Origin of the sequence: Romboutsia sp. BSD2780061687b_171204_C1, from assembly GCF_015560225.1 — a bacterium.
Classification (GTDB): domain Bacteria; phylum Bacillota; class Clostridia; order Peptostreptococcales; family Peptostreptococcaceae; genus Romboutsia_C; species Romboutsia_C hominis.
The window spans coordinates 128,771-142,520 of the sequence record NZ_JADMRK010000004.1; the positions used below are offsets into that span (position 1 = coordinate 128,771).

15 protein-coding genes are annotated in these 13,750 nt (G+C 25.3%); 6 read left to right on the forward strand and 9 right to left on the reverse strand.

Annotation, left to right across the window (positions count from 1 at the left end; translation table 11 throughout):
* Window positions 1-58: 58 nt before the first annotated feature.
* Window positions 59-550: an HdeD family acid-resistance protein gene (locus I2H23_RS09825; protein ID WP_092925328.1), complete on the forward strand. Its 492-nt coding sequence runs from the start codon at window positions 59-61 to the stop codon at window positions 548-550.
* Between the two features lie 109 nt (window positions 551-659).
* Window positions 660-989 carry a hypothetical protein gene (locus tag I2H23_RS09830; protein WP_092925326.1) on the forward strand — a complete coding sequence of 110 codons (330 nt, stop codon included), beginning with the start codon at window positions 660-662 and terminating at the stop codon, window positions 987-989.
* A gap of 281 nt (window positions 990-1,270) precedes the next feature.
* Here I2H23_RS09830 and I2H23_RS09835 read toward each other — a convergent pair whose 3' ends face one another.
* The 3 genes from I2H23_RS09835 to I2H23_RS09845 form a co-directional block, all read right to left on the reverse strand.
* On the reverse strand, window positions 1,271-2,509 hold the full coding sequence (locus I2H23_RS09835) for a chloride channel protein (protein ID WP_195581579.1): 1,239 nt from the start codon (window positions 2,507-2,509) through the stop codon (window positions 1,271-1,273).
* Between the two features lie 239 nt (window positions 2,510-2,748).
* Window positions 2,749-3,678 carry an LCP family protein gene (locus I2H23_RS09840; protein ID WP_092925322.1) on the reverse strand — a complete coding sequence of 310 codons (930 nt, stop codon included), beginning with the start codon at window positions 3,676-3,678 and terminating at the stop codon, window positions 2,749-2,751.
* Window positions 3,679-3,748: 70 nt separating this feature from the next.
* Window positions 3,749-4,384: a cyclase family protein gene (locus I2H23_RS09845; protein WP_092925320.1), complete on the reverse strand. Its 636-nt coding sequence runs from the start codon at window positions 4,382-4,384 to the stop codon at window positions 3,749-3,751.
* 275 nt (window positions 4,385-4,659) lie between these two features.
* Between I2H23_RS09845 and grpE the strand changes: the two genes are divergently transcribed.
* The gene (gene grpE, locus I2H23_RS09850) at window positions 4,660-5,184 is read left to right on the forward strand and encodes a nucleotide exchange factor GrpE (protein WP_195581580.1); all 525 of its coding nucleotides are present in this window, start codon (window positions 4,660-4,662) and stop codon (window positions 5,182-5,184) included.
* 35 nt (window positions 5,185-5,219) lie between these two features.
* Here grpE and I2H23_RS09855 read toward each other — a convergent pair whose 3' ends face one another.
* The 4 genes from I2H23_RS09855 to I2H23_RS09870 form a co-directional block, all read right to left on the reverse strand.
* Window positions 5,220-5,897 carry a DUF3298 and DUF4163 domain-containing protein gene (locus I2H23_RS09855; protein ID WP_092925316.1) on the reverse strand — a complete coding sequence of 226 codons (678 nt, stop codon included), beginning with the start codon at window positions 5,895-5,897 and terminating at the stop codon, window positions 5,220-5,222.
* A 93-nt stretch (window positions 5,898-5,990) separates the two neighbouring features.
* Complete coding sequence (locus I2H23_RS09860) at window positions 5,991-6,839, reverse strand: hypothetical protein (RefSeq protein WP_195581581.1); 849 nt, start codon at window positions 6,837-6,839, stop codon at window positions 5,991-5,993.
* Window positions 6,839-7,714 carry an ATP-binding cassette domain-containing protein gene (locus I2H23_RS09865; RefSeq protein ID WP_092925312.1) on the reverse strand — a complete coding sequence of 292 codons (876 nt, stop codon included), beginning with the start codon at window positions 7,712-7,714 and terminating at the stop codon, window positions 6,839-6,841. The genes I2H23_RS09860 and I2H23_RS09865 overlap by 1 nt, the downstream gene beginning before the upstream one ends.
* Window positions 7,715-8,086, reverse strand: coding sequence for a GntR family transcriptional regulator (locus tag I2H23_RS09870; protein WP_092925310.1), 372 nt, complete (start codon window positions 8,084-8,086; stop codon window positions 7,715-7,717).
* A gap of 181 nt (window positions 8,087-8,267) precedes the next feature.
* Here I2H23_RS09870 and I2H23_RS09875 point away from each other — a divergent pair, with 181 nt between their 5' ends.
* A complete protein-coding gene (locus tag I2H23_RS09875) occupies window positions 8,268-8,684 on the forward strand; it encodes a DUF3783 domain-containing protein (RefSeq protein ID WP_092925308.1) in 417 nt (138 codons plus the stop codon).
* Window positions 8,685-8,878: 194 nt separating this feature from the next.
* Here I2H23_RS09875 and I2H23_RS09880 read toward each other — a convergent pair whose 3' ends face one another.
* Window positions 8,879-9,763: a sigma-70 family RNA polymerase sigma factor gene (locus tag I2H23_RS09880; protein ID WP_092925306.1), complete on the reverse strand. Its 885-nt coding sequence runs from the start codon at window positions 9,761-9,763 to the stop codon at window positions 8,879-8,881.
* 704 nt (window positions 9,764-10,467) lie between these two features.
* A complete protein-coding gene (locus tag I2H23_RS09885; protein WP_092925304.1) occupies window positions 10,468-10,971 on the reverse strand; it encodes a type I restriction enzyme HsdR N-terminal domain-containing protein in 504 nt (167 codons plus the stop codon).
* Window positions 10,972-11,272: 301 nt separating this feature from the next.
* Between I2H23_RS09885 and I2H23_RS09890 the strand changes: the two genes are divergently transcribed.
* Together I2H23_RS09890 and I2H23_RS09895 are read left to right on the forward strand one after the other, a co-directional pair.
* On the forward strand, window positions 11,273-12,211 hold the full coding sequence (locus I2H23_RS09890) for a CAP domain-containing protein (protein ID WP_195581582.1): 939 nt from the start codon (window positions 11,273-11,275) through the stop codon (window positions 12,209-12,211).
* Window positions 12,212-12,417: 206 nt separating this feature from the next.
* Window positions 12,418-13,713, forward strand: coding sequence for a DUF1002 domain-containing protein (locus tag I2H23_RS09895; protein ID WP_195581583.1), 1,296 nt, complete (start codon window positions 12,418-12,420; stop codon window positions 13,711-13,713).
* The last annotated feature ends 37 nt before the right edge of the window (window positions 13,714-13,750 follow it).

The following is a 13,750-nucleotide window of genomic DNA, read 5'->3' on the forward strand; positions in this document are numbered from 1 at the left end:
GTAATTATTTTATAATAATTTAATAAAAGAATCATACTATAAGAGGATGGTGTACTTTATGAAAAAACTTGAAGCTCTTCTTATTATAGAAGGTATATTACTTGGAATAATTGGTGTATTATTTTTTACTAATCCAATACAATCATACTTTAATTTCACAACTATTGCTGGGATAATGTTAATTGTATCAGGTATATTTACATTAATTAGAGCATTTAAGTCAACAGACAAATCTCACTATATTTTTAGTGGTATTATAAACGTATTATTTGGTCTTATATTATGGTTATTCCCTATATCTACTACAAGTTCATTAATATTTGTATATGGTATATGGGCACTTGTAAGAGGACTTTACCTATTTATAATATCATTTAAAAGAAAAACTTTTGGGTTTAATGCAAATACTTTATACAATATATGTCTTGTAATATTAGGTTTATTAATATTTATAAATCCTATACAGATATTACTTTATACTCCATTTATAATAGGAATTTATTTTATAATATCTGCTATATTTGAGATATACTTAGGTTTTAAATTATAGTAATTACTAAAAGCTAGTCAATTGACTAGCTTTTTTTTGTATAAAAATATTATTATGTATGAGTTTTAATTAAAATGATAAACTAAATATATATATAGGAGGGATGCTTGTGGATAAACTACTATGCTCTTTTAAATCTGTTATAAATTGTGATAATTTTTCTACTTGTAGTAACTGCATGTTTAATAAACATTTTGTGCATCATTCTAACATGTCAGTTTTTAATATAGATGCTCTATCATTTGATAAAAGTCTAGTTAATGATACTAATTCTTTAGCTAACTTTTTGGGTAAATTTATATCTGCATTAGATGAAAATTATAATGGTATGGAAATTTCTGAAATTCACTTTAAAAAAGATAATAGAGAAAGAAATCATTATGAACTAAAAGTAGTAAGTTATCCTTTAAACTCTAAAAGATACATAAATAAATCTTAAAAGAGTGTAAAATTTATATAAACTTTAAGACACTAAGTTATTTAATTATTTTCGCCTTCTTAATGAACCATTTTTATAAGTAAAAATCCGATTCAAAGTGTATTATATTTTAAAACTTTAAATTGAACTATTTTAGATATTCAAATTACAAATATATAAAAAGGACAGTTTAATTTTTAAAATTATTCTGTCCTTTTTATATATTTACAAATAAGATTACATATAAAATATTTAATTAAAATAAACTATACACATATTAATTTACATTAATAATTATGTCATTAGTTCAATAAATTATTTTGTGTTGAATTGTACTTTTTTATAAGTTCAACACCTAATATTGCCGATATTATTATAAAAATAGCAAGATTTATTGGGAAAAATAACACAAGTAAAAATATTGCTACAATATAATTTTCCATTATCGCACTTAAAAAAGTAGTAGCAACTACGCATGCTGAGAATACTGGGTCTACTCCAAATATAATCGAGATAGCAAACCCCATAGTAATTCCAGAAAACATTATAGGGAAAAGATGCCCTCCAATCCATCCTGTTGAAATACATAACTCTGTTGCTAAAAGCTTGAAAAAGCATATTATAAGAAGCCATGCTAATCCTAGACTTTTCCAATTTAATATTATATCTTTTAACTCATGTTCTCCAGAGAAAAATATATAAGGTATTGTTATACCTAATATTGCTAATAATCCCCCTCCTAAAACTGCTTTTATTACTTTATAATCATCTAAAGGTTTTAGTATCTTATTTAATACACTTCCCATTTTTTTATAATACAATGTTAAAAGAAATCCTACTATTAAAAGAGGTATAAAAAATAATAGTTCCCTTTTGCCTATATTAGCCTTTGAAAATCTTGTTATAAATGATGCTCGATTATCAAGTTTTGATAATAAATCAAATACATAAAAACCTGAGGATATAGTTAATACATATACTATTGTTTTAGCTTTTTTTATTTTATCTTTATTACTTATTAAACTATAAAAACCATATAATGGAGCAGCAAATATGATACCTATAGTTGATTCTATACTTGATTCAATTAAAATTTCATTTAGATCATTTTCAATTTCTTTTCTTTTAAATCCATATTTAAGTAAATCACCGGATAAAGTAACTAATCCTCCTACAATTCCACTTAATGCTGCCTCTGGCCCAAGACTCGCTCCAAACCAAAGAATAATCAATGCTGATATTATTGACTTATGCAACGATTTATACTCAACTCTTTTGGTTTCTTTAAACTCCTTTAAAACAATTGGCATTGTTTTTGGATATTTCCCAAAATATTTTTGACATAATCCTACCATAATGCCACCTAAAATACATACAAATAAAACTAAGTAGTTATTATTAATCTTAAATATAAAGTCATACCATATCAAGTCTATTCCACTAAATATTAAAGTTAAAAATAACCATGTGATAGCTCCAACAGACGCTCCTATTAAGATGCTATAACTTCCAGCAACACATAAACTTAAAAATCTTTTCATTTGTTTTTCTTCCTTTATTGTAAATTGTAAGACATATAATAAGAATACACTTTGTTATATATCTTACTTCTTATTTTTATATTTTATACAATCTAACTATTTTTATCTAACCCCTAAATCTTCTTATATGTTAACCGATATACTATTTTTTATTTATATTCCAAGATTTATACTCATTGTAAGTATATAATATATATTCATTAAAAAACCTACGTCAATTTTTCAGACGTAGGGTCATTTTACTTAATATATTTATGTAAAACTCTTATATTATCCTCCATATTAGCTTCTATACACCACATTCCTTTATAAGTAGTACTCTTAAAGCTACCCTCATAAGGAATCATATTCTGACTTACTTTGAAGTTTATATTTTCATTAATAATACTTTTAAGCTTTTTAATATCATTTATAGGTATATTAGTACTAACTTTTCCTATAATTGCCATAGCCATTTCAAATTGCTCATCCTTTTCTTTTTCTTCATACTTTTTTAAAAGCCCTTTTAACACATTTCTTTGTCTTTCAGTTCTTTCATAATCTCCATTACCTTTTTTTCTTATTCGAGAATAGGCTACAGCTTGACGACCATTTAAAGTCTTAATTCCACTTCCTTTTATGTAATCAGCTTTTTTATCTAGTTCTTCTATTTTATTTAATTCTACTAGATTTTTATTTATCTCTTCAACTTCATAATCTTTTAAATCTATATCAACTCCACCTATAATATCTATAACCTTAGCTAGGCTATAAAAATCCACAGCCAAGTATTTATCTATATCTAAATCAAAGTTTGTATTTATAGTATCAAGTGCAAGTTCTGCACCTCCATAGGCATAAGCGTGATTTAATTTGTCTTTTTTATGACCTTTTATATCTACTAAAGTATCTCTTAAAAGTGATACTAAATTAATTTCTTTGGTTTTTAAATCAATACTTGCTATCATAATAGAATCAGAACGAGCTGGTTCATTATCTTTTCTTCTATCTAATCCAAATAATGCTATATTTATATTTTTATTACTTTTAATATCTTCTTCTATATTTTGTGGATTTATAGTTATTTTTTTATTATTTTGTGATTTATTTATTATCCCTACTAATAGTAATATTGGTATTATGATTATTAATAATGCTAATAATATACTTCTTTTCTTAAAGATTTTCAATTTTTCACATCCTTTAAATTTTCACTTGATTATTCACTTTCTTCATTCATTTTATAGTTATAATATTTTTTTATTGATAATTAACTATGCCTATAGCTCTTACCTGTGAACCATCTGCATTATCATATTTTAAAGGTGCAGCTATAAATAGAAATTTTTCTGGTAAACTTTCTAAATTAGTTAAATTCTCTATTATTACTTTACTTTTTTCAAATAATATAGTATGTATTTCAAAATCATTTGACTCATAAGTATCCACTGATAGCATATCTATTCCTATACCTTTTATAGATGTATTTCCTAAATAAATTGCACACTCTTTAGTTAGTGTGGGATAGCTTTTATAATATAAATCTTTATTAAAATATTTACTCCATCCTGATTTAAATATTATAAAATCACTTTCTAATATATCCTTTTCAAAATTTTTAATATAATCTAGTTCTATTTTTTTCATATTACTTACATCTATAAGCAAAGCATTTCCTAGGAAATTATCGATTTCCATCTCATCTAAACTTTTCCCATTCTTATTCATATGCTTAGGTGCATCTATATGAGTTCCATTATGAGAATACATACTTATTAAAGTTTCTTCATATCCATCTTTCTCTATATCTGCTACTTTTTTTATATTTGGACATATCCCTTTAGAATATACTAACATATCATCATGTAGTTTTTGACTTAAATCATATATCTTCATATTTATTTTCTCCTAATTTTATATTTTCCTCACTATAATTAATATGATTATAGCATATACATTTATCATAAAGTGCATGTTTTATTTTTGTATATTTTTTTACATAATAATTTAATTTTTAGCACAAAAATTCCTTTTATTTCATATATAAGATTAAAGGGGTTTACTCTTACTAAATTTAAAAGGTTGGTGTTTTGATTATGATTTGTAAAAAATTTAATAACTGTAATAATAGATGCAATAATAGATGTAATAATAGATGCAATTGTAATTGCATGAATAATAATTGCAATCATCATTGGATAAATCCAAATTATTCTTGTGGATGTAATAATGGAGAAAGTTCTAGACCTAGGATCTGCCAAAATGAGGTAAGAAGAACTAATAACTTAATTGATAAAATAGATAATAAAAATGAAGATGCTATAAATAACTTAGAAAATGCTTTAGATAATTTTGATAATGTTAATTTATTAGCATTAAGAGATGATGTAGCTAATGCAAAATGTCAGCTTGATAAGTTAACTAATTGCTTAATGGATATAGTAGATAATTTAGGAGATGTTGTAGACGAGTTTAATGATGAAGCTATACCTAATCAAGCTCAAGGTATAAGAAATGTTTTAAAAGCTTTAGATAATCAAGATGATATAGCAGATTTAATAGAGGATTTAGAAGATGCGTTTGATGATACAGTAGACTGCTTTAGAGAAAATTGTATAAGAAATTCAGATGACGAAAATCATCATCATAATCATGATTGTCACTGTAAATGTGAATGTAAAAAGTGCAGAAATTAATATAAAAAATCTAGCCCTAAATTAGGCTAGATTTTTTATTTGTACTTTAAATATTTTTTATAATCTTTAAACTTCAATTTAAACTTTGGTATACCTACATAATATGGTGATATTTCATAAAGTGGGAAATATATAACTATGCCATCTTCATCTATATAAAAACTTTGATCTTCACTTATACCTTTAAATCCATAATCATCTTTAAAATATTTTTCAGGCTCTTTCATAATTTCTTCTCTTATAAAATCATTTATAAGCTTTTTATAATTTACACCTTCTCTAAATAAATCCTTAAGTTTTAACATTTCACCTGTTAATAAATCATAATTGTAGCTTTCTAAATAAGTCATTCCATGTGCTCCACCACTAAATTTATACTTAGTCATAGGTATACTTATTATCCTATTTCTATCATAAGTTGCTTCGTAGTTAATATATACTTCGTATTTATACTTTACACATTCCTTGCATTCTTTACTTATCTTAGTATCATACAGCTTCTTATATTCCTTAGCTTCTAATTTTGTGTTATTTTTAAAATCTAATACATCTTTATATATCTTATTATTTATTTCATTTATTACATATAAGTCAAATTTCTCTTGGCAAATATATTCTTTTTTAAGCTTTATAATAGGATAATTTATATCATATATGAAAAATTCACTATCCCTGCTTATATTAACTTTAGATATATACAAACAATTTTCCATTTACTCACCTCTTTAAACTAATATCTATATACTTATATATATGACTTTATATATTTGTATAATATTAATTAACTTTAAATTGGTGTTAAAATTCTATATTAAATCATGAGCATATTCTTTTATCGGTGCTTTTATTAGTAATAATATAGCACCAGTTATAAATATTGTTGCTATTAATGCTTTTACTAATATATTTTGACAAGCATATATTATATGACCTAAATTTGACCAGTAAGTCTCTATATACTTTTCTACAAAACCATACTTACCTTTAAAAAATTCTATTAATAGATAAATTATAGATAAAACTGGCATTCCTGCAAATAATAATAGAATAGTTACTTTTTTAAGCCTATAAACTAATGCTCCTATAAAAAGACCTAGAGCACTAAAAATAAAATTGTTTATAAATATATTTATAATCATATCTAGTATATATAATAATGTATCATCCCTAGTTGTATATATTAATGATGTAGCCCAACTACCTCCTGTTATTTCTTCTTGAATTTTATTTAATACCTCACTTATTTCCCAAAAGATAGATCTACTAATTATTACTGCATCATATCCAGTAAATCCATTTAGTATTGTGCTTTCTAAAAACTCTACACCAACACCAATTATAGTAAATACAAAACACATACATATGATATATAAAATCATACTTTTTAAATAACTTTTCCTGTCACCTTTTATGCTTATCGCAATACTAAAGTCCTTTTGTGAAATACAAATTGAACATATAAACATCATAAGTCCTAATATATAATAGGTTTCACTTCTAAATATTAGAAAATTATCTTCTATTGTATAATTTTTAGTGTATATAGCACCTATTAAATTCATTCCATCTATTCCAATAATTAATAGTAAAAGAATAAACATGTATATATATGTATTTTTATTTAACATCTTTAAGTATGGTTTTAATTCTTTCATTATTTTATCTCCTCTTTAGAAATACTTATAAACATATCCTGAAGGCTCATTGCCTCTATATCTAAACTTAACTCTTTAATTTTGTTTAATTCCTCTTTACTTAACTTTTCATAATATGCATAAGTTTCATTATTTCTAAAGGTTTTAATAGGCTTTTTATTTTTAACTATGTCTAACTTATTTAGATCTTCTTTGTTTCCACTAATATATACTGAGTTCTCCTTTAAATTTTCTATACTATCATTAAAAACTACTTTTTTATTATTTATTATTACTACCTCTTCCAATAGATTTTCAACTTCATCTATTAAATGTGTTGCTATTATTATAGTTTTAGGGTAATTTATATAATTATCTAGTAATAAATCATAAAACTCTACTCTATTTAATGCATCAAGGCCTATAGTTGGTTCATCAAATATTACTATATCGGCATTAGAACATATTCCGATTATATTAAATACTAATGTTTTTAATCCTCTTGACAGATTTTTGTACCTCTTTTTTGTATCTATATTAAATTTTTTACAAAGCTTATGTTGAAGTTTTTTATCGTAGTTTTTGTAAAAATAAAAATATATATCAAATATGTCTTTTATCTTGGCATCTTCATTTAAATATTCTTTTTCTCTAACTATACATATATTTTCTAATATACTTGGATTTTTTCTTGCCTCTACCCCCTTTATATATATTTTACCCTCTTTTGATAATAGTTGATTAGTTATTATATTTAAAAGTGTAGTTTTCCCTGCCCCATTTTTACCTAAAAGACCATATATTTTATTTTCATGAAAATCTATATTTATATCGTCTAATATTTTTTGATTTTTGAAACTATAACTTAAATTCTCTACTTTAACCCCTATATTCATTTACTCCACCTCTTTGTAACATTTAATCATATCTATTAATTCTTGTTTTTCTATTTGAAGTTTTTTAGCTTCTATCAATAATTCCCTTATAAAGATATTCTTAAAGTTTTCTTTTCTAAAATTTCTTATAATTTCTTTAGCACCCTCATTTACAAACATACCAATTCCTCGTTTTTTATAAACTACATCTTTATCTACCAACGTATTTATCCCCTTTAATACTGTTGCTGGGTTGATTTTATAAAGCTTTGATATTTCAGTAGTTGATGGTATTTGTTCATGTTCTTTTATTTCATCTATTAGTATTTCATCTTCTATAGCTTTTGCTATTTGAATAAATATTGGTTCTTCTTCATTTAGTGTAAGCTTCATGCAACCTCCTTACCTAAATGGTTAGTTAATATAGTAACTAACCTATTTTTTAAAAATGGTAATACATTTTATACTAAATAGCAAGTTAATTTTATTATTTGATAATTATTTTTAAAATATATTTAAATGTTAATGACAATGGGTAATAATAATTACTATAATTAAAATATAGGAGGATGTTATGAGTTTTAAAAGAATAAACAGCTTATGCACTACAAATAATGAGAGAAGTTTTGTTATAGTTTATAACTTTAATGCAAAAGATACTTTAATGATTAAAAACATATTAAAATTATTAGGAATAAAAGATGTTTGCACTTTAAATAAAGATAATGCAAACTCTAAAATAGATGACATAATAAAAGGTAATATAGATGACACTTGTGTCCAAGGTATAAATCAAAGGGCTGTTATATTTAATAATATAGCACATACTAAGATAAGTGGATTTTCTGATAACTTAAGAAAATTTAAAATAAATAGACCTTTAATGGCTGTAGTTACAGAGGACAATATTTCCTGGTCATTAAATACTTTAATAGACAATTTAATTAATGAAAGAAATGCAATAAATAGTGGTAATACTTTAAATCACTAATTTATATTTGCATTTTTTCCTAAATATTATCAATATTTAGATGTTTTGTTGACTATTTTGTGCTATGATTTAAGTAAGTAAACTAACTTCGATTCTAAAACAAAATATAAACCTTTGTCGTTTATTTAAGTTATATATAAAAGTTAATTTATATATTATCTAAAAAAATAAGTAGGAGATATCTCCTACTTATACTAATAAAAATATTTAAGTTGTTTAATTCTACTTGGGTGTCTTAACTTTCTTATTGCCTTAGCTTCGATTTGTCTAATTCTTTCTCTAGTTACACCAAAAACTTTACCTATTTCTTCTAAGGTTTTTGGTATATCATCATCAAGACCAAATCTCATTCTAAGTACCCTTTGTTCTTGTTCAGTAAGACCTGTTAATAGTTCTTCTATCTTTTCTCTTAGGTTATTTTTTTCAACCTCATGCATAACTACATCACCAAAATTAGCATCCGATGGTATAAATTCAACTAAACTACTATCTTCATCTTCTTTTATAGGTGTATCTAGTGATACTACATTCTTATCCCTTTTCAATATATCTATTACTTTTTCTACTTCTAACTCACATATTTCTGCCAATTCTTCAATTTTGGGATCTCTTTGTAATATGTTTGCAAGTTCTTGCTTTTTCCTTTTTACAAAATTTATTCTTTGATGAAGATGTACCGGTATTCTAATAGTATTTTCACAATCATCTATGTATCTTGTTATACTTTGCTTAATCCACCAAGTAGCATAAGTACTAAATTTATATCCCTTTGTATAGTCATATTTTTCAACAGCTTTAATTAAACCAATATTTCCGGCTTGAATTAGGTCTAACATATCTACATTTTCTTTTCTATATTTTTTTGCTATACTAACAACTAATCTGTAATTTGCATTAATAAATTTTTCCTTCGCTTCTAATGAAGAGTTAGTTATTTCCTTAGCAAGTTCTACTTCTTCACCTGCAGATAGCATTTTGTACTCCTCTATTTCCTTTAAGTACATTTTCATTGCATTTGATCCACCTGATGAGTCTGAATAAATATAATTTTCGTAAGTGTTTTCAGTTTTAGCCCCCATAATCTAACCCCTTTTGCATATAGTTCAGTAATTAATATATTAAATTACCTTTACTTAATTTTATAATATGATTACTAATATTAAAAAATTCCTTTTAAGATACTTTTATAGCACATAAAAAATTATAATTCTTTAAAGAATTTAATATACAATTTTTATCTATGTACTTTAAAAGAGTTCTCCTTTAATTATATTTGATAAAAGACATGTTTATATCTTTTAGTCAATATATTTATTATTCTACTATTCTCTCTTACTTACCAAATTTCCTTCTTTTTTTTATATTTTTTTAATTTTTTTGAATATATCACATAAATCCTTAGGCTATTTAAAATATATATAAATATATATAATTTTAAATTAGATAAAGCTTTAGTTCTTATTCAAAGCAAAGTTGAATAATTATTATAAAATTTATTCCAAAAAGAAAAAAAAGACTGCTTTATAGCAATCTTTTTTTCCCGAACGACTTTGATAAGTCCCCTATTAATAAATCCTTAGCGTTTGCCCCAACACTTGCGGTTTTATAGTTATTTTTCAACTATTTAATAATACCACCATTAAAAAATCTAGTCAAGCAAATATAAATTCTACTTACTTAAAGAGTTTTATTTAATAAGTTTTTAGTTTTATTAGTTTAATATATTTGTAATAAAAAATCCTCTTAAGTAAGAGGATTTTTTGTACTTATATATGTATGTTTATTAGTGTTTACAACCACAATCATCTCCACAGCCACATTCATGACCTTCTTCGTGAGAACAACCGCATCCTTCGTGATTATGAGCCTCTTCATGCTTTTTAGCTATTTCTTCCATTTCAAAGAATTCTTTAACCATTTGTTCATATGTTGGAAGTGAAGCTTCTGTATCATACTCTTCTCCAGTCCAATCAGCATACATCATAGAATCTCCATTAGTTAATACTAATCTTCCTGCCATAGTCATATTGTCAACATCTTCTAAGAAATCTATTTGCTTTTGAACTACTTCACCTTCTAGTTCTATATCTTCATCCATACAAGTTACTATCATAACTGGTGCATAGTAATCTTCCTCATCTTTAACGTTAACTACTATATCTAATGTTCCTTCTGCTCCTTCTTCAAATTCAGCTAAAGGTACATCTGTATCTATCATATCATGTGGAACTAATAAATCTTCCATTAAATATTTTATAACTCTTTCTTTTACTAATTGTTTTGACATGTTAATATCTCCTTTCTTATTAAAGCTTTTATAGTAAAACTTTACCTTTTTATAGTATACCACATTTGTTTATTTTTCAATCTTTAATAGCTAAAATTTCACTTACATTATAAATTTATAATGCCTTTCCTTCAAGATTTTATCTATATTTCGACATTTTTAGATAACCATTTACATATCTTTACAGTATATTTTTTGTTATTTTGTATGTTATTATTATTCACGAGGGGATCTCCCCTAATCCAAAGGTTACAAATCAGTAACATTTTAAAAATATTCAATTAAAGAGGTGTATTATTTTATGAAATTAAATAAAAAGATAAAAACTTTATTAGCTTTAGGTGTAATAAGTGTTACAACCGCATCTTCAATGATACCAGTAAATGCTTTATCTAAAGATACTATTAAATCTAATTGTGAGAAAAAATCTATATATGTATGTATAAATGGAGTTGACTTTAAACTTCCACTAGACGTGCTATGTCCTATAAAAGCAAATGTACCTAAATTTTCATTTGATTTAAAAAATAACTCTGTAACAGCTTTAAATCCTGATAAAAATTCTGAAGCATGTAAAAAACCTTCTACTTCTAATAATAGTACTAATGTAGATAATAAACCTTCTACTCCTAACAATAACACTAATGTAGATAATAAACCTTCTACTCCTAATAATAATACTAATGTAGATAATAAACCTTCTACTCCTAACAATAACACTAATGTAGATAGTAAACCTTCTACTCCTAATAATAATACTAATGTAGATAGTAAACCTTCTACTCCTAGCAATAACACTAATGTAGATAATAAACCTTCTACTCCTGACAACTCAACTGCTCAAAGTGGTAATTTCTCATCTTATCAAAGAGAAATTGTAAATATAGTAAATGCTGAAAGAAGTAAAAGAGGTTTAGCTCCACTTACACTTGATAGCTCATTATCAAATGTTGCTACTAAAAAATCACAAGATATGATAAATAGAGGATATTTTGATCATAATTCACCAACTTACGGTTCTCCATTTGATATGATGAAGCAATTTGGTATAAACTACAAAGCTGCTGGAGAAAACATCGCTATGGGACAAAAAGATCCACAAGATGTTATGAATTCATGGATGAACTCAGATGGCCACAGAAAAAATATACTAGGTCCTAACTTTACTCATATAGGTGTTGGTATTGCCAAAGCTAGTAATGGACAACTTTACTGGACACAAATGTTTATCGGAAAATAATAAATCAAATAAAAAGGTAGTCATAAAAAATGACTATCTTTTTATTTTGCTTAATTTTTATGCTAAATTTTTATCAAACAGAAATCATACTATTTATTAAGATTTTATTACAATCTTGTAATCCACTTTATACTAAAAATAGTTTATAGTATACTATATTGGAAATGTATTATGGTTAACTTTAAAAGTTGAAAGGAATGAAATTTATGAATAAAGGATTTAAGAATTTTAAGAAAAAGGCTATAGGTTTGTCTCTTGCACTTTGCTTAACAATAGCAAACTTAGGAGTAGCATTTGCTGATGGTTCACGTGTTGTTACACTAGGTGCTAACTTAAACCCTTCTCAAAGAGAACAAATGTTAAAATACTTTGGTGTTAATGAAAATCAGGCAGTTATAATAGAAGTTAACAACAAAGAAGAAAGAGAATACTTACAAGGAGTTGCAACTGAAGAACAATTAGGTAAAGTTACTATGTCTTGTTCTTATGTTGAGCCAACTAAAAAAGGAAATGGAATAAATGTTAAAACTGCAAACTTAACTTGGGTAACTAGTGCAATGATAGCTACTACTTTATCTACTGCAGGAATAGAAAATGCTAACGTAATAGCAGCAGCTCCATTCCCTGTATCTGGTACTGGTGCATTAACAGGTGTTATGAAGGCATTTGAGGATGCTACAGGTAAGTCACTTTCAGAAGAGAAAAAGGAATTAGCTACAGAAGAGTTAGTTACAACTGGTGATTTAGGTGATTCAATAGGTCAGGATAAAGCTACTGGTGTTATAAATGATATAAAAACAGAAATCATAAAAAATAACACTAAGGATACAGTTCAAATTGCTGATACTATAAACAATATAACTAATAACTATAATGTTAATCTATCTGATGAGCAATTTAAACAAATAGAATCTTTAATGTCAAAGATAGCTAGCCAAGACTACAATTACAATGACATGAAAGATACTTTAGAAAATGTATCTAATGTTGTTGAAAATAACTTAAAAGATCTTGGTGAAAGTATACAAAACTCTGGAATACTTGATACTATAAAAGGATGGTTTGAAGGTATTGGAGATTGGTTTGGTAATTTATTCAGTAAAGAGCAAAATAAGGATCTAGGTATACTTGAAAATACTAATGACCAAATGTTAGGTGAAAATGCTACTATAAATGCTACAGATGATAAAGCTGTTAATTTACCATCTAGTGAAGAAGTTGAAGGATTCTTTGCTAAAGTATGGAACTGGCTTACAGGATTATTTACATCTGATGAAAAAGCTCCAACTAAAGAATCAACGCCAAATAATACAACAACTACAAATGATGGCAGTTCAAATGTAGAAAATACTACTAATGAAGGTAAAGATATACCAGTATCAAATGAAGAAAATAATAATTCACAAGATACTACAAATAGTGAGAATAACTCTACTGAAATGCCATCACAAAATACAAACCAAAATGATAGTTCAAACGCAGAGATACCCCCTGCACAGTAAAATTAATTAAAAAATGTCTATAAATTAAAAGGTATCA

Excerpts from the sequence above, each read along its gene's own strand:
- I2H23_RS09895 (WP_195581583.1), top strand. The coding sequence starts at position 12,418 with ATGAATAAAGGATTTAAGAATTTTAAGAAAAAGGCTATAGGTTTGTCT.
- I2H23_RS09880 (WP_092925306.1), bottom strand. The coding sequence starts at position 9,763 with ATGGGGGCTAAAACTGAAAACACTTACGAAAATTATATTTATTCAGAC.
- I2H23_RS09870 (WP_092925310.1), bottom strand. The coding sequence starts at position 8,086 with ATGAAGCTTACACTAAATGAAGAAGAACCAATATTTATTCAAATAGCA.
- I2H23_RS09860 (WP_195581581.1), bottom strand. The coding sequence starts at position 6,839 with ATGAAAGAATTAAAACCATACTTAAAGATGTTAAATAAAAATACATAT.
- I2H23_RS09865 (WP_092925312.1), bottom strand. The coding sequence starts at position 7,714 with ATGAATATAGGGGTTAAAGTAGAGAATTTAAGTTATAGTTTCAAAAAT.
- I2H23_RS09825 (WP_092925328.1), top strand. The coding sequence starts at position 59 with ATGAAAAAACTTGAAGCTCTTCTTATTATAGAAGGTATATTACTTGGA.
- I2H23_RS09890 (WP_195581582.1), top strand. The coding sequence starts at position 11,273 with ATGAAATTAAATAAAAAGATAAAAACTTTATTAGCTTTAGGTGTAATA.
- I2H23_RS09875 (WP_092925308.1), top strand. The coding sequence starts at position 8,268 with ATGAGTTTTAAAAGAATAAACAGCTTATGCACTACAAATAATGAGAGA.
- I2H23_RS09835 (WP_195581579.1), bottom strand. The coding sequence starts at position 2,509 with ATGAAAAGATTTTTAAGTTTATGTGTTGCTGGAAGTTATAGCATCTTA.
- I2H23_RS09885 (WP_092925304.1), bottom strand. The coding sequence starts at position 10,971 with ATGTCAAAACAATTAGTAAAAGAAAGAGTTATAAAATATTTAATGGAA.
- I2H23_RS09855 (WP_092925316.1), bottom strand. The coding sequence starts at position 5,897 with ATGGAAAATTGTTTGTATATATCTAAAGTTAATATAAGCAGGGATAGT.
- grpE (WP_195581580.1), top strand. The coding sequence starts at position 4,660 with ATGAATAATAATTGCAATCATCATTGGATAAATCCAAATTATTCTTGT.
- I2H23_RS09845 (WP_092925320.1), bottom strand. The coding sequence starts at position 4,384 with ATGAAGATATATGATTTAAGTCAAAAACTACATGATGATATGTTAGTA.